We start from the raw sequence: 20,501 nt of genomic DNA, 5'->3' as shown, positions 1-20,501 counted from the left end.
TCTGGCGGGCGGACGATGCCAGAAGCGAGGCCAACATGGCAATCGCGCCGCAGCCAGATCGGCTGCCCGAAAAAGCAGCTATTGGCAGAGCGCCCGCGTGACGAAATTCTCGGTCTTGCAGTCGCCCTCTTCCGGCTTGCGGCCGGGTATCATCGCCTTCGGCGAGCAGCTCTGCGCGGCATCGGTATCCATGCTCTTGCCCTCCTTGAAGCCCTTGCTCTGGCACAACCGGTCGGAGGCGGTCTTGCAGTCCGGTGCACCATTGGCGGCAAGCGGGCAGGCCATGCGGCCTTTGACCATCGTGGTCATCTTCGGCATCACATCGAGGCTGTCGCCGGGCAGCTTCAGCGCCGGCAATGCCGGCCACATGGAGGTGGAGTTGTTGAACAGCTTGCCTAGTTCATGGATCAGGCCGGGATTTTCCGGCGGCGCGGCCGGTGGCTCCGGAGCCGCCTGCACCACGGCCGGCGGATCGGGCGGCACCACCGGTCCCGGCGCCGGCGCGATCTGGATGATCACCGATTTGGACGTCGCGGCAGGCGGCGTCTGCGACCAGGCACAGGCCACGGCCGCGGCAAGCACAAAGGTAGCCAACACCGCAACAAGGAAGCTGCGCAGCAGGAGGCTCAGCGGGTTCGCCTGATCAGACATGGTTGGAAACGTAGCCCGGTGTCGGCGCCGGGGGAAGCGCTTCGGATCAAACCAGGCGGAAGGCAAGGACGAAGCCGAGCACCAAGGCCATCGCTGCGAGGGTGACGACCAGACCCAGGTGCTTCTCGATGGTTTCACGGATCACGACGCCATAACGATTCAGCAAAACCGCGACAAGGAAGAACCGACCGCCGCGCGCGATCAGCGACATAGCGATGAACATCCAGATGTTATAATTGGCGAAGCCTGACGTGATGGTGACAAGCTTGAACGGGATCGGCGTCAGGCCCTTCAGCAGGATGATCCACGCGCCGTATTGCGCGTAACCCTCGCGAAACGCTTCGACCTTGTTGCCATAGCCGTAGAAGTTGATGACCCACTGCCCGACGGAATCGTACAACAGGGCGCCGATCGCATAGCCAACCAGGCCGCCCGCAACCGAGGTGATGGTGCAGAACGCGGCGTAGAACCAGGCCTTCGGCGGCCGGGCCAGCGACATCGGGATCAGCATGACATCCGGCGGGATCGGAAAGAACGAACTTTCCGCGAACGACACCATTCCCAGGATCCAGAGCGCATAGGGCTTGTGAGCGGCGTCGATGCACCAATCGTACATTTTTCTGAGCATGGCCGCGATGAACCATCCTCATCGCGATTTGTCCATGCCGGGGATATGACGATCTGCTGGATCGAGCTCTGAACCGCGACAATTGGTCGCCAGAATACGCACAGGCGACACGCAGCAACGCCGGCCGCGGGTGGGCGGCCGACGTTGTCCTCGACTTCAGGCTAGGCGATCAGTAATGGCCGTAGTAACCCGGACCATATCCGCCGCCGCCGTAATAGGCAGGGCCGCCGCCATAATAGCCGGGGCCGCCATGATAATAGCCGGGGCCGCGGTCGTAATAATAATCGCGGCGGTGCTGGGAGGCCGCAATCGCGCCGATCGTACCGACAATACCGGCAAACGCGGCCAGTCCGGCCGCATTACCGTTGCCCCGTCGGGCATAGTGCCGGCGACGTTGCGAACTGAAGTCGGTGGCGTCGCTGGCGCCCTGCGTCGTTACGCCCTGTTTGGCCGCCGGCGCGGCCATGACGGCCGTCGGCGCTACTGCCGCGATAGCCACCGCGGCGACGGTCGCCAGAACGGCGGCGCGGGCGGTGGTTGAAAACCTGCTGTGTGCGAACATCTGAATGTCCTTCCGTGGTCGCTGACCCCTGCGGGGTTCGAGCAGTCAACCCGCCGAAGCAATATGGGTTCCCGAACCCCAATGCAGGGTGAACGCTCGGTGTCGATTTCAAGGCAGTCACCCGCCGTTCAGCTTTGGACGATAGGGTGCGGGGCGGAAGATGTCGCATGCCGGCGACATCCATCGAACCTGTCGTCGTTGTGACACTTGGCACGGGTCCTGCTGTGGTTTGCCAATGACATCTTCCGCACCCCATCTCCCGAGACGGCTGACCTGGCTGGTCGGCATGCTGCTGCTGGCCGGTACCGCGCCGGGCCGCGCCGTGGAGCCGGCCAAGTCCCCGGCCACGATCCAGTTCACACTCGACCGGCCGATCGACGCGATCGCCGCTCCTTTTGTGCTCGCCAACGTCCGCGGACTGTACCGCGCCGAAAATCTGGTGGTCTCCACCAATGTGGCGGCAGGTAGCAAGGAGACGATCGCGCGCGTGGCCGCGGGCGCCAGCGACATGGCCCTGGCCGATCTCAACGCGCTGATCCGCTACCGCGACGCCGCCGATGCGGCGCCGGTCAAGGCGGTCTTCGTGCTGCTGAACAAGGCGCCCTATGCCGTGATCGCGCGGCGCAGCCGCGGCGTCACCGGGCTCGCCAGTCTCGAGGGCAAGACGCTGGGCATCGCCGACGGCGATCTGGCGATCCGGCTGTGGCCGGCGCTGGCGAAGCGCAACGACATCAAGCCGGCCAGCGTGAAGCAGGAAAAAATCAGCTCCGCCGTGCGCGAGCCGATGCTGTCGGCCGGCCAGGTCGATGCCGTCACCGGCTTCTCCTACGCCTCCCCGGTCAATCTGCGCGACCGCGGCGTGCCGTCCGCCGACCTTGCGGTATTTCGCTTCGCCGATTATGGCAGCGCCGCCTATGGCCTTGCCATCGTCGTCAATCCGAAATTTGCGGCGGAAAAACCCGACGCGGTAAGCGGCTTCCTGCGCGCCGTGACGGCCGGCACGCAACTGGCGATCCAGCAACCGGACAAGGCGATCGACGCCGTATTGGCGGAAATGGACAACGGAACGCGTGAACTCGAACTGGAGCGACTGCGTACCGTGCTGGCCGACAATATCCTGACCGACGATGTCCGCCGCGACGGCCTGGGCGGTATCGACGCGACACGTTTCGCCGCCGCGCTGGATGAGATCGCCGAAGACCACGTCTTTCGCAAGCGGCCGGCAGCCGCGGAGATTTTCGACGGATCACATCTTCCGCCGTTGGCCGATCGCACCATCGACTGACGAAATGAACTGGAACAAGGTGCCGGCGCGGGTGTATAGCGGCATCAACCGGCCCGGTTACGCCGCGATCTTTCCTTTCTAGCTGCGAGTGCATCCCATGATCCGCATCTACACTCGCGTGCTGCAATTGCTTGGCCGCGAGCGACGGCTCGGCTGGATTCTCGCCGCCGCCAATCTGCTGCTGGCCGGCGCGCAATTCGCCGAACCGGTCCTGTTCGGCCGTATCATCGATGTGCTCTCCAGCAAGGCCGCCACCGGCCCGCAGGACGCGTCGGCATCGCCATGGCCGCTGCTGGCCGCGTGGGCCGCGTTCGGGCTGTTCGGCATCGTTTGCGGTGCCATCGTCTCGCTCTACGCCGATCGGCTGGCGCACCGCCAGCGCCAGAAGGTACTGACCGATTATTTCGAACACATCATGCACCTGCCGCTGATCTTTCATACCGGCACCCATTCCGGCCGATTGATGAAGATCATGCTGCAGGGAACGGACGCGCTATGGCGGGTCTGGCTCGGCTTTTTCCGCGAACACTTTGCGTCGATCGTATCGCTGCTCGTGCTGCTGCCGCTGTCGGTCTACATCAACTGGCGGCTGGCGATCCTGCTGGCCGTGCTCTGTGTGGTGTTCTCGGTGTTGACCACGCTGGTGGTGCGCAAGACGTCGGGCATGCAGAGCGAGGTCGAGGCGCAATACAGCGATCTGTCGGCGCGTGCCTCGGACTCGCTCGGCAATGTCGCGCTGGTGCAGAGCTTCGCCCGGGTCGATGCCGAGGTTCAGGGACTGCGCACCGTCGCCGACCAATTGCTGATGGCGCAGATGCCGGTGCTGTCGTGGTGGGCGATGGTCACCGTGATGACCCGCGCCTCCACCACCATCACGGTGCTGGCGATCTTCACGGTCGGCATCGCCCTGCTGCAAAAGGGCCTGTGCACGATCGGCGAAATCGTGATGTTCATCTCGTTCGCCACCATGCTGATCCAGCGGCTCGAACAGGTCGTCGGCTTCATCAACAGCGTGTTCATGGAAGCGCCGCGGCTCGAGGAATTCATCAACGTGCTCGACACCGTGCCCGCCGTGCACGATCGCTCCAATGCGGTCGATCCGGGACGGCTGACCGGCGAGGTCGAATTCCAGAACGTGTCATTCTCCTACGAGCGCGATCGTCCGGCGATCGAGGACCTGTCGTTCGTGGCCCGACCGGGCCAGACCATCGCGCTGGTCGGCGCCACCGGCGCCGGCAAATCGACCGCGATCGCGCTGCTGCATCGGGCTTTCGATCCGCAATCCGGTTCGATCCGGATCGATGGCATCGACATCCGCGACATGACGCTGGCCGGGCTGCGCCGGAACATCGGCGTCGTGTTCCAGGAGCCGCTGCTGTTCAACCGCTCGATCGCCGACAATCTTCGCGTCGGCAAGCCGGACGCAACCGATGACGAATTGCGCATCGCCGCCACCCGCGCCCAGGCGATCGACTTCATCGACCGTGGCGAGCGCGGCTTCGAGACCAATGCCGGCGAACGCGGCCGTATGCTGTCGGGAGGCGAACGGCAGCGGCTGTCGATCGCCCGGGCGATCCTGAAGGATCCACCGATCCTGGTTCTGGATGAAGCGACCAGCGCGCTCGACGCGGTGACCGAAGCCAAGCTCAACGTGGCTCTCGACGAAGTGATGCGGGGTCGCACCACCTTCGTGATCGCGCACCGGCTATCGACCATCCGCAATGCCACGCATATTCTGGTATTCGATAGCGGTCGCGTCATCGAAAGCGGAACGTTCGATGAACTGGTGGCGCGCGGCGGGCATTTCGCCGATCTCGCCAACGCGCAATTCATGGTGCAGGACCATGCCCGCGCGAGCGTCGCCACGCCCGACGGTGCAACGACGCTGTAGCCGCCAGGCCGCGGTCGAAATTTGGCCCCTTTCATCGTCGAATTAGGGATCTTGACCACTGTTCTGATGATTTTAGCCGGTATAGGTTTGCAGCCGTCACCGTTTGATGGCCGGATCGTATGAAAATCCAGAACCTTCCACTCCAGGATGTCAGCCCGCGGCACAGCCGAGCGGCAGGCGACCGGACAACAATCGGAACCGGATAGTGCAGCTTCTTTCCGCCTCGTCTCGCCGGCTGTCCGCCAATTGGATCGTCCTCGTCGCAGCACTCGCGCTCGCGAGCTTCGCGCCGCGCGCCGTGCAGGCCGAGGCGTTGTTGGTGGTCGAAGTCGAGAGCGGCAAGGTGCTGCAGGCGGAAAACGCCACCTATCCGTGGTACCCGGCGTCCGTGACCAAGATCATGACCGCCTATGTGGTTCTGAAGGCGGTGAAGGAAGGCAAGATCAATCTCGACTCGCTGGTCACCGTATCGCCGATCGCCGCGGCACAGGCGCCGTCGAAGATGGGTTTCAAGGCCGGCACCCAGCTTACCGTCGAAAACGCGCTGACGATGATGATGGTGAAATCCGCCAACGACATCGCCGTGGTGCTGGCCGAAAATATCGGCGGCTCCGTCGACGGTTTCTCCGACATGATGAACGCCAATGCCGCGCGGCTTGGCATGACCCAGACGCATTACGTCAATCCGAACGGGCTGCCGGCCGATGGCCACGTCACCTCGGCACGCGATCTGGCGATCCTGGCGCGCGCCATCATTCACGACCTTCCCGAATATGAGTATTTCGTCCACATCCCGTCGATGAAGTTCGGCAAGCGCGTGACGCAGAACTTCAACCGGCTGATCGGCCGCTTCCCCGGCGCCGACGGCATGAAGACCGGCTTCATCTGCGCCTCCGGCTACAATCTGGTGGCCACCGCGACGCGCAACGGCAAGCGCCTGGTTGCGGTGGTGCTGGGCTCGAGTTCGGGCCAGGCCCGCGCCATAAAGGCCGCACAGCTCCTGGAGCGCGGTTTCGCCAACAACAATCTGACCTGGCTGCGCCCCGCACTCGGCACAGTCGATAATCTGGCGCCGATCGACGCCGCGCCGCCGAACCTGCGCGACGAGATGTGCGGCCCCAAGCGCAAGCGCCCGGCCTCCGACGCCGACGAAGAAACCGTCGCCAGCTCCGAGGCCGGCAGCGACAAGGTGATGACCTTCTTTGCCGCCGGCCTGCAGCCGCCCACGCTGCGGCCGGTCGACATGATCGCGGCGGCGCCGGCGCCGTCCGAGCCGGTCATCGTCTATATCGGCCCGAAAAAGACCGGCGCCGATCTGATCGCCGCCAATGCGGTGGAAGAAGCCAAACAGACCCCGAAGGCTAAACCGTCCAGGAAGCGGGCGGTCGCGGCGAAACCGGACGCGACCGACGGCAAGGATGCCAAGCCGTCCGCCGCCGGCAAGCCCGCGCTGAAGCGTGTCGTGATCCAGCCGGAGGCGCCGGCCAAGCCCGCCGCGGCGAAGCCTGCGGCAGCCGCCAAACCGGCGATAGCCGCTAAACCAGCGACGACATCGCCAGACAAGCCGAAAGCCGCAGCCCGGCCGGCGCCAAAGGCCACCACCGGCGAGGCCAAGCCGGCCGCGACCCCGCCGCGCAGCTAAGCCGTTGATCGCCCGCGACGAATGAACCGCCGCCAGATTGCGGCGCGGCTTGCTATCTGTTGCGGCTTTGCTCAATACTTCCCCAAAATAATCCAAGCCAAGGGGGAACGTCATGGAGCGAATCTGGCTCAAGCAATACCCGGCCGGCGTACCGGCCGATATCGACCCGTCGCAATATCCGTCGCTGGTCGCGCTGCTGGAAGAAAGCTTTGCCAAGTTTCGCGATCGCAAGGCCTTCATTTGCATGGACAAGTCGATCAGCTACCGCGAGCTCGACGAATTGTCGCTGGCGCTCGGCGCCTATCTGCAAAGCCGCGGCCTCGCCAAGGGCGCTCGCGTCGCCATCATGATGCCGAACGTGCTGCAACATCCGGTGGCCACCTCCGCCGTGCTGCGCGCCGGCTTTGCCGTCGTCAACGTCAATCCGCTCTATACGCCGCGCGAGCTCGAGCACCAGCTCAAGGATAGCGGCGCCGAAGCCATCATCGTGCTGGAGAATTTCGCTTCCGTCGTGCAGCAGGTGATCGGCAAGACCGCGGTGAAGCACGTCATCGTCGGCAGCATGGGCGACCTGCTCGGCCTCAAGGGCATGATCGTCAATCTGGTAGTTCGCCGGGTCAAGAAAATGGTGCCGACGTGGTCGCTGCCGGGCTCGGTGACGTTCAACGAGGCACTCTCCGCCGGCCGCAGCGTGAAGATGAACAAGCCGGCAATCGGCCCGGACGACGTCGCCTTCCTGCAATATACCGGCGGCACCACCGGCCTCTCCAAGGGCGCCACGCTGCTACACCGGAATATCCTGGCCAACGTGCTGCAGAACGACGCCTGGCTGCAGCCGGCGCTGCGCAAGCCGCCGCAGGTCGATCAGTTGTTCATCGTCTGCGCGCTGCCGCTGTATCATATCTTCGCGCTGACGGCCTGCTTCCTGCTCGGGATGCGCGCCGGCGGCGTCAACCTGTTGATCCCCAACCCGCGCGACATGGCGGGATTCATCAAGGAATTGATGAAGTATCAGGTCAACACGTTCCCCGCCGTCAACACGCTGTACAACGGCCTGCTCAACACGCCCGGATTCGATCAGGTGGATTTCTCCAAGCTGAAGATTTCCAATGGCGGCGGCATGGCGGTGCAGCGCGCGGTGGCGGAAGCCTGGGCGAAGCGAACCGGCTGTTCGATTGCCGAGGGCTACGGCCTGTCGGAAACCTCGCCGACGCTGACCTGCAACCCGGCCGACATGGACCAGTTCTCCGGCTCGATCGGCCTGCCGGTGCCGTCCACCTGGATCTCGATCCGCGACGACGACGGCAACGAAGTGCCGCTCGGCGAGCCCGGCGAGATCTGCGCCAAGGGCCCGCAGGTGATGTCTGGCTACTGGAACCGGCCGGACGAGACCGCCAAGGTGATGACATCAGACGGTTTCTTCCGCACCGGCGACATCGGCATCATGAACGCCGACGGCTACACCAAGATCGTCGACCGCAAGAAGGACATGATCAACGTTTCCGGCTTCAACGTCTATCCGAACGAGGTCGAGGAGGTGCTGGCCAGCCATCCCGGCGTGCTGGAATGCGCGGTGATCGGCGTCAGTGACGCCCGCACCTCGGAAGCCGTGAAAGCGTTCGTGGTGAAGAAGGACCCGAATGTCACCGCGGAGGACCTGATCAAGTTCTGCCATGCCGAACTGACCAACTACAAGGTGCCGAAGAAGATCGAATTCCGCACCGCGTTGCCGAAGACCAATGTCGGCAAGATCCTGCGCCGCGAATTGCGCGACGAGAAGCAGTCCGACGCGGCGGCGTGAGTCCTCCCACTCGGCCGTCATCCTGAGGTGCCGTCGCGCTTTGCGACGGCCTCGAAGGATGGCCGCAATCGCTAGCGCCCATGGCCGCATCCGTCGAGGCTCGCCCTTCGGGCGAGCACCTCAGGATGACGGGGACGGAGCTATTCAGCTCCCGCCCGCGTCAATTTCCTTCGATCACGAAAATGGTCTAAGAAACCCTCGCAAATTTCCTGGAGAGATCGACGATGACCATCAAAGTTGGCGACAAGCTGCCCGAGTCCAAGTTCCGCGTTATGACTGCCGAGGGTCCGGTCGAGAAAACCACCGACGACGTGTTCAAGGGCAGGAAGGTGGCGCTGTTCGCGGTGCCCGGCGCCTACACCGGCACCTGCCACAAGATGCACCTGCCCAGCATCTTCCTCAACGCCTACGCCATCAAGGACAAGGGCGTCGACTCGATCGCGGTGATTTCGGTCAACGACGCCTTCGTGATGAACGCCTGGAAGAAGGACACCGACCTGCGTGACGAGGCCATCTTCCTGGCCGACGGCAACGCCGATTTCGCCAAGGCGATCGGCATGGAAATGGACGGCTCCGGCTTCGGCCTCGGCATCCGCTCCAAGCGCTACTCGATGCTGGTGGAAGATGGAATCGTCACCAAGTTCAACCCCGAGCAGAGCTCGGGCAAGGTGGAAGTGTCCGGCGGCGATACGTTGCTCGGCCAGCTGTGAGCTGAAAGGCTCGCTTCTTTCTTCCCTCTCCCCCGCGCGAAGCGAAGCTTCGCTAGGTGGGAGAGGGTGGATCGAACGCGAAGCGTTCGAGACGGGTGAGGGGTAGCAGCAAGCTCCGCGCATTTTTGCTACCCCTCATCCGGCCCGGCCTTCGGCCGCGCCACCTTCTCCCACAAGGGGAGAAGGAAGAAGAGCCCCCTCGCTACTTCTTGTTCTTGTTCTCGATCAGCCCGTCGCGCGACAATTGATCGGCGCGTTCGTTCTCGACGTGGCCGGCGTGGCCCTTGACCCAGTGCCAGCGCACCTCGTGGGTCTGCAGCGCGGCATCCAACCGTTGCCAAAGATCGACGTTCTTCACCGGCTTCTTGTCGGATGTCTTCCAGCCATTGCGCTTCCAGCCGTGGATCCAGGTCATGATACCGTTGCGGACATACTGGCTGTCGGTGTGAAGATCGACGCTGCACGGCTTCTTCAGCGCTTCCAGCGCCGAGATCGCCGCCATCAATTCCATGCGGTTGTTGGTGGTGTGCGCCTCGCCGCCCTTCAATTCCTTTTCGGCATCGCCGAACTTCAGAATCGCGCCCCAGCCGCCGGGGCCGGGATTGCCGGAGCAGGCGCCGTCGGTATGGATCAGAACGGGGGTCATGCGGGCAATCCGGAAACTTCAACGCCGTAATCGGCCATGGTCTTCACCGATTGGTGGAAGCGCAGTTTCCGCACATATTCCAAGGGGTCCTTCAGCTGCACCAGGGCGCCGGGCGGCACGTTAAGCAGATCCACCAGCCGCGTCAGCAAGAACCGCAAGGCCGCGCCGCGCGCCAAGAGCGGCAAGGCTGCCTGCTCGGCCTCTGACATCGGACGCTCGCGGTTATAGGCCGCGAGAAACGCCCGCGCCTTGGTGACGTTAAAGGAGTGATCGGGCTCAAAGCACCAGGCGTTCAGGCATATCGCGACGTCGTAGGCGAACATGTCGTTGCAGGCGAAGTAGAAGTCGATCAGTCCGGACAATTCCTCGCCGAGGAACAGCACATTGTCGGGAAAGGCGTCGGCATGGATCACGCCGCTGGGCAGATCGCGCGGCCAGCGGCCTTCGAGATAGTTCAGCTCGGAGGCGAGGAATTCGCGCAAGCCCGGCTGCACGTCATTGGCGCGCGACGCGGCAGCGGCAAACAGCGGCCGCCAGCCCGACACGGACAGCGCATTCGGCCGGCTCATGGCGAAGTCCTGTCCGGCCAGATGCATCTTCGCCAGCGCGCCGCCGATGCCGGCGCAATGTGCAGCGTTCGGCTTGCGCGGCCACACGCCCTCGAGGAAGTCGATGATCGCGGCCCGACGCCCAGCGAGCGTGCCGAGCATGGTGCCGTCGCGCATCTTTACCGGCTCCGGGCAGGGAAGGCCGTGCGAAGCCAGATGCGACATCAGGCCGAGGAAGAACGGCAGATCGCCGACCGCCGTCCGCTTTTCGTACAGCGTGAGGAAGAACGATCCCGACGTCGTATGCATCAGGAAGTTCGAGTTCTCGACGCCTTCGGCGATGCCCTTGTAGGACAGCAGCTCGCCGATGTCATAGGCGGCGAGAAACTCCGACAATTCATCGGCGGTAACGTCGGTATAGACCGCCATGGAGATTACGCCGCGTCGGGACGCAGCGAGCGCGGCAGCGGGAAGAATTCGTTTTCTTCCGCGGCCGACACGGTCTCGACGTGCAGTTCGTAACGCTCGGCAAAGGCGCCCATGATCTCCTCGACGATCACTTCCGGCGCCGAGGCGCCCGCGGTGATGCCAAGGCTCTGGATGCCGTCGAACATCGACCAGTCCAAATCGGCAGCGCGCTGCGCCAGCACGGATACCTTGCAGCCCTCGCGCTCGGCAACTTCACGCAGACGCTGCGAGTTCGACGAATTCGGCGCGCCGACCACGATCAGCGCATCGACCACCGGCGCAACCTTCTTCACCGCAAGCTGGCGGTTGGTGGTGGCGTAGCAGATGTCTTCCTTGTGCGGCCCGTTGATGGTCGGGAAGCGGCTCTTCAGCACCTCGACGATTTCCGCGGTGTCGTCGATCGACAGCGTCGTCTGGGTCACGAAAGCGAGGTTGTTGGGGTCCTTCGGCGTGAAGGTCGCGGCATCATGCGCGGTCTCGATCAGTTCGACCGCGCCGACCGGCAGCTGGCCGAGCGTGCCGACCACTTCCGGATGGTGCGAATGCCCGATCAGCAGGATCTCGCGGCCGCGCTTGAAGTGGATCGCCGCCTCGCGGTGCACCTTGGTGACCAGCGGACAGGTGGCGTCGAGCGAGAAGAAATTGCGCTGCTTGGCGTCGGCCGGGACCGATTTCGGCACGCCATGGGCGGAAAACACCACCGGCGCCGAGGTATTGTCGGGAATTTCGGCCAGTTCCTCGACGAAAATCGCGCCCTTGGTCTTCAGGCTGTCCACGACATATTTGTTATGGACGATCTCGTGCCGGACATAGACCGGGGCGCCGTGGATCGCGAGCGCGCGTTCCACGGTATCGATGGCCCGTACGACGCCCGCGCAGAAGCCGCGAGGAGAACAAAGCACGATCTTGAGAGGCGGTTTGGCCGACATAAGGGGCAATCCAGGGGTTATCGAGGTCCGAAACACCGAAAACGGCCGGAACCGAGCGGTAAATTCGACAGGGATAATACGGCAAAGTGCCAGTTAGAGGAAGGACTTGGGGCCGTCCGGCCGCGCTGTCAAGGCTGAACAGTCTTCCATTGCGCGGTTCACCCCGGACAGACTATATACAGCCTGAATTCCCGTCATCCCCGATGACCAGACGGCTCCGCCTCTCGAAAAGGTGGGCGGAGCGTAAAGGAGATTTGCCATGAGCAATGCACCGCTGATGCCAAAGGCGACTGCCGTGTGGCTGGTCGACAATACCGCGCTGACCTTCGACCAGGTCGCCGATTTCACCAAGATGCACCCGCTGGAAATCCGCGCCATCGCCGATGGCGACGCCGCCCAGGGCATCAAGGGCAGCGACCCGATCTCGAACGGGCAACTGACCCGCGACGAGATCGAAAAGGGCGAGAAGGACAAGAATTATCGCCTCAAGCTCGAGGAGAGCAAGGTGATTCTGCCGCCGGCCGCCAAGAAGAAGGGCCCGCGCTACACCCCGGTGTCGCGCCGCCACGAGCGGCCGAGCGCGATCCTGTGGCTGGTGCGCAACCATGCCGAATTGAAGGACAGCCAGATCATGCGGCTGGTCGGCACCACCAAGACCACGATCGCCTCGATCCGCGACCGCACGCACTGGAACGCCTCGACACTGACGCCGATGGATCCGGTGACGCTGGGCCTGTGCTCGCAGATCGAACTCGACTTCGAAGTTCAGCGCGCGGCGAAGGAAAAGCCGACCGACACGCCCTATGGCGGCGCGACGCTGCTACCGGCTTCCGAGACCACCCGCAAGGACGAGTTCGAGGATAGCGAGCGCAGCAGCGACGACCTCAACGTCGATGCCGTATTCGCCAAGCTCAAGGGCATCGGCGGCGGCAAGAAGCACGACGACGAGGAAGAATAGGCACGCGCGCGGCTTTCGCGACGCGCCTCAACCATTTGAAAAAAAACGCGGCGAAGCCATTCGCCGCGTTTTTGTTGAAGGGTAGGGTGGGCAAAGGCCGGCGCGCGAAGCGCGACGAACGTGCCCACCATCAAGCGCAGCGCTGCACATGGTGGGCACGGCGCAACGGCGCCTTTGCCCACCCTACGCGACTACGGATCGACGATCAGGCTCACGCCTTCTTCAGAAACTCGACGCGCAGCACCAGGCCCTTGACCTTGTCGGTGCGACCTTCGATTTCGTCGGGGTCGTCGGTGAGGTGAATGTTCTTGATCACGGTGCCGCGCTTGAGCACGGTGGACGAGCCTTTCAGCTTCAGATCCTTGATCAACGTGACGGTATCGCCCTCGGCCAATTGCGCGCCGTTGGCATCCCTGACCTTGATGTCCATGATCTATCCTTTTTCTTCCTTCTCCCCTTGTGGGAGAAGGTGCCTTCGCGAAGCGAAGGCGGATGAGGGGGTGAGGATCGCGCATGCGGGCCCCCCCCTCACCCGTCTCAATCTCGCTTCGCTCGATTGATCCACCCTCTCCCACAAGGGGAGAGGGGAAGCAAGAAAGCGCGGCGCCCATCACAGGATAATAGCCCACCGCAGAGGCATCGACAAAAAAAACGCGGCACCGGTTCGCACCGGTGCCGCGCGTAAACTCGTCAGATCAGAACTTGTAGGTAATGCCGGTGCCGATCAGCCACGGATCGAGCTTGACCTGGCCGGTGATCGCCGCGCCGGAGGCCAACGTGCCGTTCCAGTCCGGGCGCAGCCAGAGCTTCTTCACGTCGACGTTCCAGCCCCAGTGCCTGTCGATCATGTAGTCGAAGCCGAACTGTACCACGGGCGCGAAGGAATCGTGCAGGTGGCTGTCGACGACGCGCAACCCGGCGCCGTTGGTCACATTGCCGGCGGACTGGCTGAAGAACCAGGTGTAGTTGACGCCCGCGCCGACATAGGGCTTGAACGCGCCGAATTCGGTGAAGTGATATTGCAGCGTCAGGGTCGGCGGCAGCAGCCAGGACTTGCCGACGTCGAGGCCGTCGATCGATCCGGTGCCGGTGACATGATGCTTGGTGACGCCAAGGATGAGTTCGGCCGCGATGTTCCTGGTGAAAAAGTAGGAGATATCCAGTTCGGGCACGACCTGGTCCGAGGTCTTCAGGCCGGAATTTGCCACGCCATTGACCGAACCGCCATCTTCCGGGATCACGCCGAGCACGCGCAGGCGGATCATCCAGGGATTCCAGGCCTCGACGAGCGGAGCCTTGTAATAGGGTGCTTTGGTGGCGAGATCGGCGGCCTGCGCGGTCGCTGCCGTGCCGGTTAGCGCCGTCGCCATCATCAGCGCAGTCACAACTTTCTTCATCGAATTTTCTCATCCCCTCAATGTCAGCTCGAACGTTTCAGCTGGCTCGGAGATGAAAGACGACAGGCGGTCTCTGGAAAAATTGATCTCAGTCAACTATTCGAGGACACGCGGCGGTTGCACGACGACCGTTGCCTTGAAGTCACAGCGGCCGTGGGCACAAGCGGCTCAGGGCCTGCCGGGATTGTTCAGCATGTATTCGCCGAGATTGCGCTGGGCGCGATCGGCCCGCTGAATCGAATTGCTGCGCTGAACATCGCGGTTCTTGCGGCATGCGGCATAGTCGGCCGAGCCGACGACTACGCCGTTGGCGCGGCAGATCGCGTCGTCATCCTCGCCGAGGCTCGACACCGGCACGTCGCTGCGCCGCGCGCAGGACGCCAGCGCCAGAGCGGCCAGCGTCAGCGCGATGAGATGGGTTCTGGTCGGGCGCATGCGGAAATCCTGGAGGCGAGAGATTAGCGCCGTGTTTAGCGCGAAATGCGGGGATTGTAAGGGGGGCCTTGGCTGTCATTCCGGGATGCGACAGACGGCGAAGCCGGTTGGCGCAGGCCTCAGCCACTCCAACTGGAGTGGCGGGGAATCCCGATGTTTTGCGCTGAACATTTCGGGATTCCGGGTTCGATCGCGCTGACGCGCTCTCGCCCCGGAATGACAATCAAACCCTGCCCTTCAGCGCGTCGCCGATCTCGTCGAGCACGCGGGCGTCTTCGATCGTCGCCGGCATCGCCCAGGCATCGCCGTCAGCGATCTTCTTGATGGTGCCGCGAAGAATTTTTCCCGACCGCGTCTTCGGCAGCCGGCCGACGGTGATCGCCAGCTTGAACGCCGCCACCGGCCCGAGCTTCTGGCGCACCAGCGCCACCACTTCCTTCTCGATCTCGGCATGGCTCTTGGTCACCCCGGCCTTGAGCACCAGGAAGCCGCACGGCGCCTCGCCCTTGATGGCGTCGCGGATGCCCAGCACGGCGCATTCGGCGACGTCGGGGTGGCTGGCGAGAATCTCCTCCATGCCGCCGGTCGACAGCCGGTGACCGGCGACATTGATGATGTCGTCGGTGCGACCCATCACGAAGACATAGCCGTCGGCGTCGAGATAGCCCGCGTCGGAGGTTTTGTAATAGCCGGGGAATTCGTTGAAATAGGCTTCTTTGCAGCGCTCGTCCTGCTCCCAGAGTGTCGGCAGGCAGCCCGGCGGCATCGGCAGCTTGATTACCAGAGATCCCATCGTGCCCGCGGGCAAGGGCTTGGCCGCCTCGTCGACCACTTCCACCTTGTAGCCGGGCATCGGCACGGTCGGCGAGCCGTGCTTGACCGGCAGCAGGCCGAGGCCGACCGGATTGCCGGCAATGCACCAGCCGGTCTCGGTCTGCCACCAGTGATCGATCACCGGCTTCTGCAACTGCTGCTCGGCCCACTCTACCGTCGGCGGATCGGCGCGCTCGCCGGCCAGGAACAGGGTGCGCAGATGCGACAGATCGTATTTGCGGATGAAGGTGCCGTCGGGGTCTTCCTTACGGATCGCGCGGAAGGCGGTCGGCGCAGTGAAGAAGGCGACCGCCTTGTGCTCGGCAATCACCCGCCAGAACGCGCCTGCGTCCGGGGTGCCGACCGGCTTGCCCTCATACATGACCGAGGTCGCCCCGTGCAGCAGCGGGCCGTAGATGATGTAGCTGTGGCCGACCACCCAGCCGATGTCGGAGCCGCACCACCAGACCTCGCCGGGCTTCACGCCGTAGAGATTCCACATCGACCATTTCAGCGCGACGAGATGGCCGCCATTGTCGCGCACCACGCCCTTAGGCTTGCCGGTGGTGCCCGAGGTATAGAGGATATAGAGCGGATCGGTCGCCAGCACCGGCACGCAAGGAGCGGATTTCTTCGCCGCGATCGCCTGGCTGCGTAGCTCCGCCCAGTCGTGATCGCGCCCCGCTATGAGATCGCAGGCGTGCTGCGGCCGCTGCAGGATGATGCAGGCGGCCGGCTTGACGCTGGACAGCGCGATCGCCTCGTCGAGCAACGGTTTGTACTGTACGAGGCGGCCGGGCTCGAGGCCGCAGCTGGCGGAGAAGATCAGCTTCGGCTGGGCGTCCTCGATACGGGTGGCGAGTTCTTTTGAGGCAAAGCCGCCGAACACCACCGAATGCACCGCGCCGATCCGCGCGCAGGCCAGCATAGCGATCATCGCCTCCGGCACCATCGGCATATACAGAATGACACGGTCGCCCTTGGCGACGCCGAAATCCTGCATGATGGCGCCGAGCGCCTCGACCTCGTGCAGCATTTCGGCGTAGGTGTATCGGGTGATGGTGGTTGGTCCGGTAGGATCGGCCAGTGGCGAATCGTGGATCAACGCGACCTGGTCGGCACGGCCGCCCGCGACGTGGCGGTCGAGCGCATTGTAGCAGGTGTTGACGACGGCGCCGGCGAACCAGCGGCCATACAGGCCCATCGAGGGATCGAATATCTTTCGCGCTGGCTCGATCCAGTCGATCTCGCGCGCCGCCTCGCCCCAGAACCCCTCGGGGTCGGCGATCGAACGGGCGTGGGTCTCCGCGTAGCGGCTCTGGTCGTGAATGGTCATGACGTATCTCCCGGCCCCGGTCGTTACGCCGGAGGCACGGCCGGCATTGTTACCCGATGAAGCATTATTTCAAGGGCGGTTTTGTCGACCTTTGATTGCCATATCGGCACCGATCTTTTCCAACTCCAGCGCCAGCGCCTTGAAATTGGCCCGCGCCGCGGCGTGCTGCGGGTCGATCTTCAGCGCAGCGCCGAAATCGGCGAGCGCGCGTGGCCGGTCCGCCCGGCTGCGATGCAACTCGCCGCGGGTGTTGAAGACGTCGGCAAGCTTCGGATCGAGCCGCAGCGCCACATCAAAATCGGCAATGGCGCGGTCGATGTCGCTGCGGCGCTGATAGGCCGCGCCCCGCGCCAGCAACGCCTTCAGGCGATCGGCGCGTTGGGTTTTGTCGTTGTCGATCAACGCATCACAGACAGAGATCACGGAATCGTCGATCCCGGAGGCGATCGCGGCCACGCAAGGCGCGGAATCGACAGCGGGATCGGCGGGCAGCCCGGACGGCGCGGCGAATGCGACGACCGACAACACGGAGCACGATGCCAGGATGAAGGCAAATTTCCCGCGACGCTGCATTATTTCAGCAACCCCTTTTCCCTGTAGTAACGGATCGCGCCGGGGTGCAGTGGCACCGGGCCGGGCTTCGCGGCCGTCTCGCGCCGGATGTCGCTGCCGACCATATGGGCGACGGCGAGTTCCGGCAGCGAGTCGAATACCAGCTTCGTCATCCGGTAGGCCAGGTCGTCCGACACCGCCGCGCTGGTGACGAGATAGTTCATCACTTGTGCGGTCGGCAATGCTTGATCCTGGCCGCGATAGGAGTTGGCGGGGATGACCCCGGGCCTGAACGGGGCGCCCATTTTCACCACTACCGGTTTCGGCACGGCGATGAAAACGATGTCGTTGTTGTCGCTCAATTCCTTCAGCGCGGTGACGCCAAGGCCGGCGGATTGCAGCGTGGCATCGAGCTTGTTCTGCGCCATCGCCTGCGCGGAATCGCCGAACGACCTGTGCTCGATCCGTCCGAGGCGGCTCTCCTTCAACCCGACGGCCGCAAGAATTACGCGTGCATTCAATTCGGTGCCGGATTTCTCGGGGCCGACCGACAGGCTTTTGCCCTGGAGATCCGGCAGCGTGCGAATTCCGCTGGCCTTGGTGGCGACGATCTGGATGAAGCTCGGATACAGCGCGCCGATCACACGCAGGCCGTCGAGCTTGCCATCGAAGCCGGCTTCCGTTCGGCCCTTCCAGGCGTCCTGCAGCGCGTCGCCGAGCGCGAAGGCGATCTGACCGGTGCCCTGCTGCAGCCGCATCAGGTTCTCCACAGACCCGTCGGTGGTCTGGACCTCGACCCGGCTGTCGGGGATGTCGGCGAATATCTTGGCGATGGTGACGCCGAGCGGGTAGTACACGCCGGACGCGCCGCCGGTCAGCACGATGATCGGCTGCCGAGCCTCCGCCGCCGACAGGCCCAGGATCACTGCCAACGCCATCGCTGCCGCGATCCACCGCATCTTCATGAGCCGCACTCCCGATCGAATCCGCCGGGAACGTGGACGTGGCCGCCGCGCCGGTCAAGCGACCGAGAAGCGGCGGAACCGCGCTGCTCGCGACCAAAGTTTCACGGCCCACCCCTTGCAACCCTGCGACAAAACGGCGTCAATGCCGGCGCTGCAAAAACAACAGCCGGCAAAGCCGGCGAAATTTCCCCGGGGGGAATATGACGGACGACAAAACCCGCGCGACAGTCGAGGCCGACGAAACCGTCGTCGTCTCCAACGAGGCGCTGCTCAAGGCGGAAGCCTATATCGAGGCGGACGAAGGCGCGACCAACCGGCTGCTCGGCTGGGCCGGGACGATATCGACCGGCATCGCCGTGGTGATGAGCCTGTTCCACCTCTATGCCGCCTATGCGATCGTACCGACCCAGGAACTGCGCTACGTCCACGTCGCCTTCACGCTGGTGCTGAGCTTCCTGCTATTTCCGCTGGCGACGCGATTCCGCAACCGGGTGCGCTGGTGGGACATCGTGCCCGGCATCGTGGCCGTCGGCACCATCGCCTATGCGCTGTGGGGCGGCGACGATTTCACCGATCGCGCCACCATGCCGGACCATCTCGACGTGCTGGTGGGCATCACCTTCATCGTGCTGCTGCTGGAAGCCACCCGCCGCACCACCGGACTGATCATGCCGGTGGTGTCGCTGTTCTTCATCGCGTACGCGATGCTCGGGCCGCATCTGCCGGCGCCATGGACGCATCGCGGCTACGACCTGCCACGGCTGGTCGGCCATCTGTTCATCACGCTGGAGGGCATCTTCGGCGTTGCGGTCGACGTCTCGGCGACGCTGATCATTCTGTTCACGATCTACGGCTCGCTGCTGGCGCAATCCGGAGCCGGCAAGTTCTTCATCGACTTCTCGCTGGCCATGATGGGCGGCAAGCCGAATGCCGCCGGCCGCACCGTGGTGCTGTCGTCGTTCCTGCTCGGCGGCCCCTCCGGCTCCGGCGTCGCCACCACGGTGATGATCGGCACCGTGGCCTATCCGATGCTGGCGAAAGCCGGCTTCGAGAAGAACGCCGCTGGCGGACTGCTCGCCGCGGGCGGGCTTGGCGCCATCCTGTCGCCGCCTGTGCTGGGCGCCGCGGCCTTCCTGATCGCGGAATTTCTCAAGATCAGCTATCTCGACGTGATCTGGATGGCTACCATTCCGACCTGCCTGTACTATTTGTCGCTGCTCTTGATGGTCGAGATCGACGCCAAGCGCTTCGGCTCGCACGACGTGCACTTCAAGCCGGAGATGAGCATCTGGCAGATGACGAAGCGCTACGGCTTCCATTTCATCTCGCTGATCGCCGTCGTGATCTTCATGGTGATCGGCTATTCGCCGTCGCTGTCGGTGTTCTACGCCACCGCCGTGACCTTCGCGCTCAGCTTCCTGCGCAAGGAAACCGCGCTGGTGCCGCGGAAGCTGGTGCGGGCGCTGGGCGACGGCTCAATCGGCGCGCTGAACGCCGCCACCACCTGCGCCTGCGCCGGCATCGTGGTCGGCGTCGTCACGCTGACCGGGCTGGGACTAAAATTCTCCTCGATCGTGATCGCCTATGCCGGCGGCAGCCTGCTCTTGACCGCGATCTACACCGCGCTGATCGTCTGGGTGATCGGCCTCGCGGTGCCGGTCACCGCCTCCTACATCATCTGCGCGGTGATCGCCGCACCCGCGCTGATCAAGCTCGGCGTTCCCGACTATGCCGCGCACATGTTCATCTTCTACTATGCGGTGCTTTCCGAAGTGTCGCCACCGACGGCGCTGTCGCCGTTCGCGGCTGCGGCTATCACCGGCGGCAGCCCCTACAAGACCACGCTGCAATCCTGGAAATATACGTTGCCGGCGTTCCTGGTGCCGTTCGTGTTCGTGCTCGACCCGCAGGGTGTCGGCCTGCTGCTGGCGATCCCGAAGGGCGGCTCGTGGGTGGATATTATCGAGATCACCTTCAAGACGACGCTGGGCCTGGTGGCGCTGGCCGCCGTTGCGCAAAACTGGGCACTGCGACAAACCACCCCGCTCGAACGCGGCCTGCTTCTGCTATCCGGTCTGTTGCTGGTTTTCCCGAGCCTGATCGAGGCGATCCTCGAATCAATCACCGGGCGTGACATCAGCTACACGTTCGTTCCGGGCCTGCTGATCGGCCTGGGCGTGCTGATGTGGCAGTACAAGACCGCGCCACGGCCGATACCGGCCTAGCTGGCCGGATGCCGATCCGGTCGGCGCGTGACGAGAGAACGATCGGACGCCGCAGATAA

19 protein-coding genes are annotated in these 20,501 nt (G+C 64.0%); 7 read left to right on the top strand and 12 right to left on the bottom strand.

Annotated features, from left to right (window positions below):
- Window positions 1–78: 78 nt before the first annotated feature.
- From FIU28_RS03570 to FIU28_RS03560, 3 genes are all read right to left on the bottom strand, one after another.
- Window positions 79–651: a hypothetical protein gene (locus FIU28_RS03570; protein WP_143571717.1), complete on the bottom strand. Its 573-nt coding sequence runs from the start codon at window positions 649–651 to the stop codon at window positions 79–81.
- Window positions 652–697: 46 nt separating this feature from the next.
- Window positions 698–1,279 (bottom strand): YqaA family protein, encoded by a 582-nt coding sequence (locus tag FIU28_RS03565; protein WP_143571716.1) that lies wholly within the window; start codon window positions 1,277–1,279, stop codon window positions 698–700.
- Between the two features lie 169 nt (window positions 1,280–1,448).
- Window positions 1,449–1,841, bottom strand: a complete 393-nt coding sequence (locus tag FIU28_RS03560; RefSeq protein WP_143571715.1) for a hypothetical protein — start codon at window positions 1,839–1,841, stop codon at window positions 1,449–1,451.
- Between the two features lie 235 nt (window positions 1,842–2,076).
- Between FIU28_RS03560 and FIU28_RS03555 the strand changes: the two genes are divergently transcribed.
- The 5 genes from FIU28_RS03555 (at window position 2,077) to FIU28_RS03535 (ending at window position 9,170) form a co-directional block, all read left to right on the top strand.
- Window positions 2,077–3,126 carry an ABC transporter substrate-binding protein gene (locus tag FIU28_RS03555; protein ID WP_143571714.1) on the top strand — a complete coding sequence of 350 codons (1,050 nt, stop codon included), beginning with the start codon at window positions 2,077–2,079 and terminating at the stop codon, window positions 3,124–3,126.
- Between the two features lie 97 nt (window positions 3,127–3,223).
- On the top strand, window positions 3,224–5,017 hold the full coding sequence (locus FIU28_RS03550) for a glucan ABC transporter ATP-binding protein/ permease (protein WP_143571713.1): 1,794 nt from the start codon (window positions 3,224–3,226) through the stop codon (window positions 5,015–5,017).
- 205 nt (window positions 5,018–5,222) lie between these two features.
- On the top strand, window positions 5,223–6,659 hold the full coding sequence (locus FIU28_RS03545; RefSeq protein ID WP_246660851.1) for a D-alanyl-D-alanine carboxypeptidase family protein: 1,437 nt from the start codon (window positions 5,223–5,225) through the stop codon (window positions 6,657–6,659).
- A gap of 112 nt (window positions 6,660–6,771) precedes the next feature.
- The gene (locus FIU28_RS03540; protein WP_143571711.1) at window positions 6,772–8,460 is read left to right on the top strand and encodes a long-chain fatty acid--CoA ligase; all 1,689 of its coding nucleotides are present in this window, start codon (window positions 6,772–6,774) and stop codon (window positions 8,458–8,460) included.
- A gap of 224 nt (window positions 8,461–8,684) precedes the next feature.
- The gene (locus FIU28_RS03535) at window positions 8,685–9,170 is read left to right on the top strand and encodes a peroxiredoxin (RefSeq protein WP_143571710.1); all 486 of its coding nucleotides are present in this window, start codon (window positions 8,685–8,687) and stop codon (window positions 9,168–9,170) included.
- Between the two features lie 202 nt (window positions 9,171–9,372).
- Here the strand turns inward: FIU28_RS03535 and rnhA are convergent, their stop codons facing one another.
- The 3 genes from rnhA to ispH are packed head-to-tail and all read right to left on the bottom strand — an operon-like array spanning window position 9,373 to window position 11,761.
- Window positions 9,373–9,816: a ribonuclease HI gene (gene rnhA / locus FIU28_RS03530; protein WP_168202852.1), complete on the bottom strand. Its 444-nt coding sequence runs from the start codon at window positions 9,814–9,816 to the stop codon at window positions 9,373–9,375.
- Window positions 9,813–10,793 carry a homoserine kinase gene (locus tag FIU28_RS03525; protein WP_143571708.1) on the bottom strand — a complete coding sequence of 327 codons (981 nt, stop codon included), beginning with the start codon at window positions 10,791–10,793 and terminating at the stop codon, window positions 9,813–9,815. Before FIU28_RS03525 ends, rnhA begins: the two co-directional genes overlap by 4 nt.
- 5 nt (window positions 10,794–10,798) lie before the next feature.
- On the bottom strand, window positions 10,799–11,761 hold the full coding sequence (ispH, locus tag FIU28_RS03520) for a 4-hydroxy-3-methylbut-2-enyl diphosphate reductase (RefSeq protein ID WP_143571707.1): 963 nt from the start codon (window positions 11,759–11,761) through the stop codon (window positions 10,799–10,801).
- A gap of 259 nt (window positions 11,762–12,020) precedes the next feature.
- On the opposite strand from ispH, the gene FIU28_RS03515 reads away from it, so the two are divergent.
- Window positions 12,021–12,719, top strand: a complete 699-nt coding sequence (locus FIU28_RS03515; RefSeq protein WP_143571706.1) for a DUF1013 domain-containing protein — start codon at window positions 12,021–12,023, stop codon at window positions 12,717–12,719.
- A gap of 211 nt (window positions 12,720–12,930) precedes the next feature.
- On the opposite strand, the gene FIU28_RS03510 is transcribed toward FIU28_RS03515, so the two are convergent.
- From FIU28_RS03510 to FIU28_RS03485, 6 genes are all read right to left on the bottom strand, one after another.
- Window positions 12,931–13,149: an alkylphosphonate utilization protein gene (locus FIU28_RS03510; protein ID WP_143571705.1), complete on the bottom strand. Its 219-nt coding sequence runs from the start codon at window positions 13,147–13,149 to the stop codon at window positions 12,931–12,933.
- 265 nt (window positions 13,150–13,414) lie between these two features.
- On the bottom strand, window positions 13,415–14,116 hold the full coding sequence (locus FIU28_RS03505; protein WP_143571704.1) for an OmpW/AlkL family protein: 702 nt from the start codon (window positions 14,114–14,116) through the stop codon (window positions 13,415–13,417).
- A gap of 168 nt (window positions 14,117–14,284) precedes the next feature.
- A complete protein-coding gene (locus FIU28_RS03500) occupies window positions 14,285–14,551 on the bottom strand; it encodes a hypothetical protein (RefSeq protein ID WP_143571703.1) in 267 nt (88 codons plus the stop codon).
- A gap of 223 nt (window positions 14,552–14,774) precedes the next feature.
- A complete protein-coding gene (locus tag FIU28_RS03495; RefSeq protein WP_143571702.1) occupies window positions 14,775–16,700 on the bottom strand; it encodes a propionyl-CoA synthetase in 1,926 nt (641 codons plus the stop codon).
- A 69-nt stretch (window positions 16,701–16,769) separates the two neighbouring features.
- Window positions 16,770–17,156, bottom strand: a complete 387-nt coding sequence (locus FIU28_RS03490) for a tetratricopeptide repeat protein (protein ID WP_143571701.1) — start codon at window positions 17,154–17,156, stop codon at window positions 16,770–16,772.
- A 116-nt stretch (window positions 17,157–17,272) separates the two neighbouring features.
- Window positions 17,273–18,217 (bottom strand): TAXI family TRAP transporter solute-binding subunit, encoded by a 945-nt coding sequence (locus tag FIU28_RS03485; protein WP_143571700.1) that lies wholly within the window; start codon window positions 18,215–18,217, stop codon window positions 17,273–17,275.
- Between the two features lie 200 nt (window positions 18,218–18,417).
- On the opposite strand from FIU28_RS03485, the gene FIU28_RS03480 reads away from it, so the two are divergent.
- Window positions 18,418–20,442 carry a TRAP transporter permease gene (locus FIU28_RS03480; RefSeq protein ID WP_143571699.1) on the top strand — a complete coding sequence of 675 codons (2,025 nt, stop codon included), beginning with the start codon at window positions 18,418–18,420 and terminating at the stop codon, window positions 20,440–20,442.
- Window positions 20,443–20,501 lie beyond the last annotated feature (59 nt).

The sequence above is a fragment of the Tardiphaga sp. vice154 genome (assembly GCF_007018645.1).
Lineage (GTDB): Bacteria > Pseudomonadota > Alphaproteobacteria > Rhizobiales > Xanthobacteraceae > Tardiphaga.
This window is presented reverse-complemented; position numbering and strand designations above follow the sequence as displayed.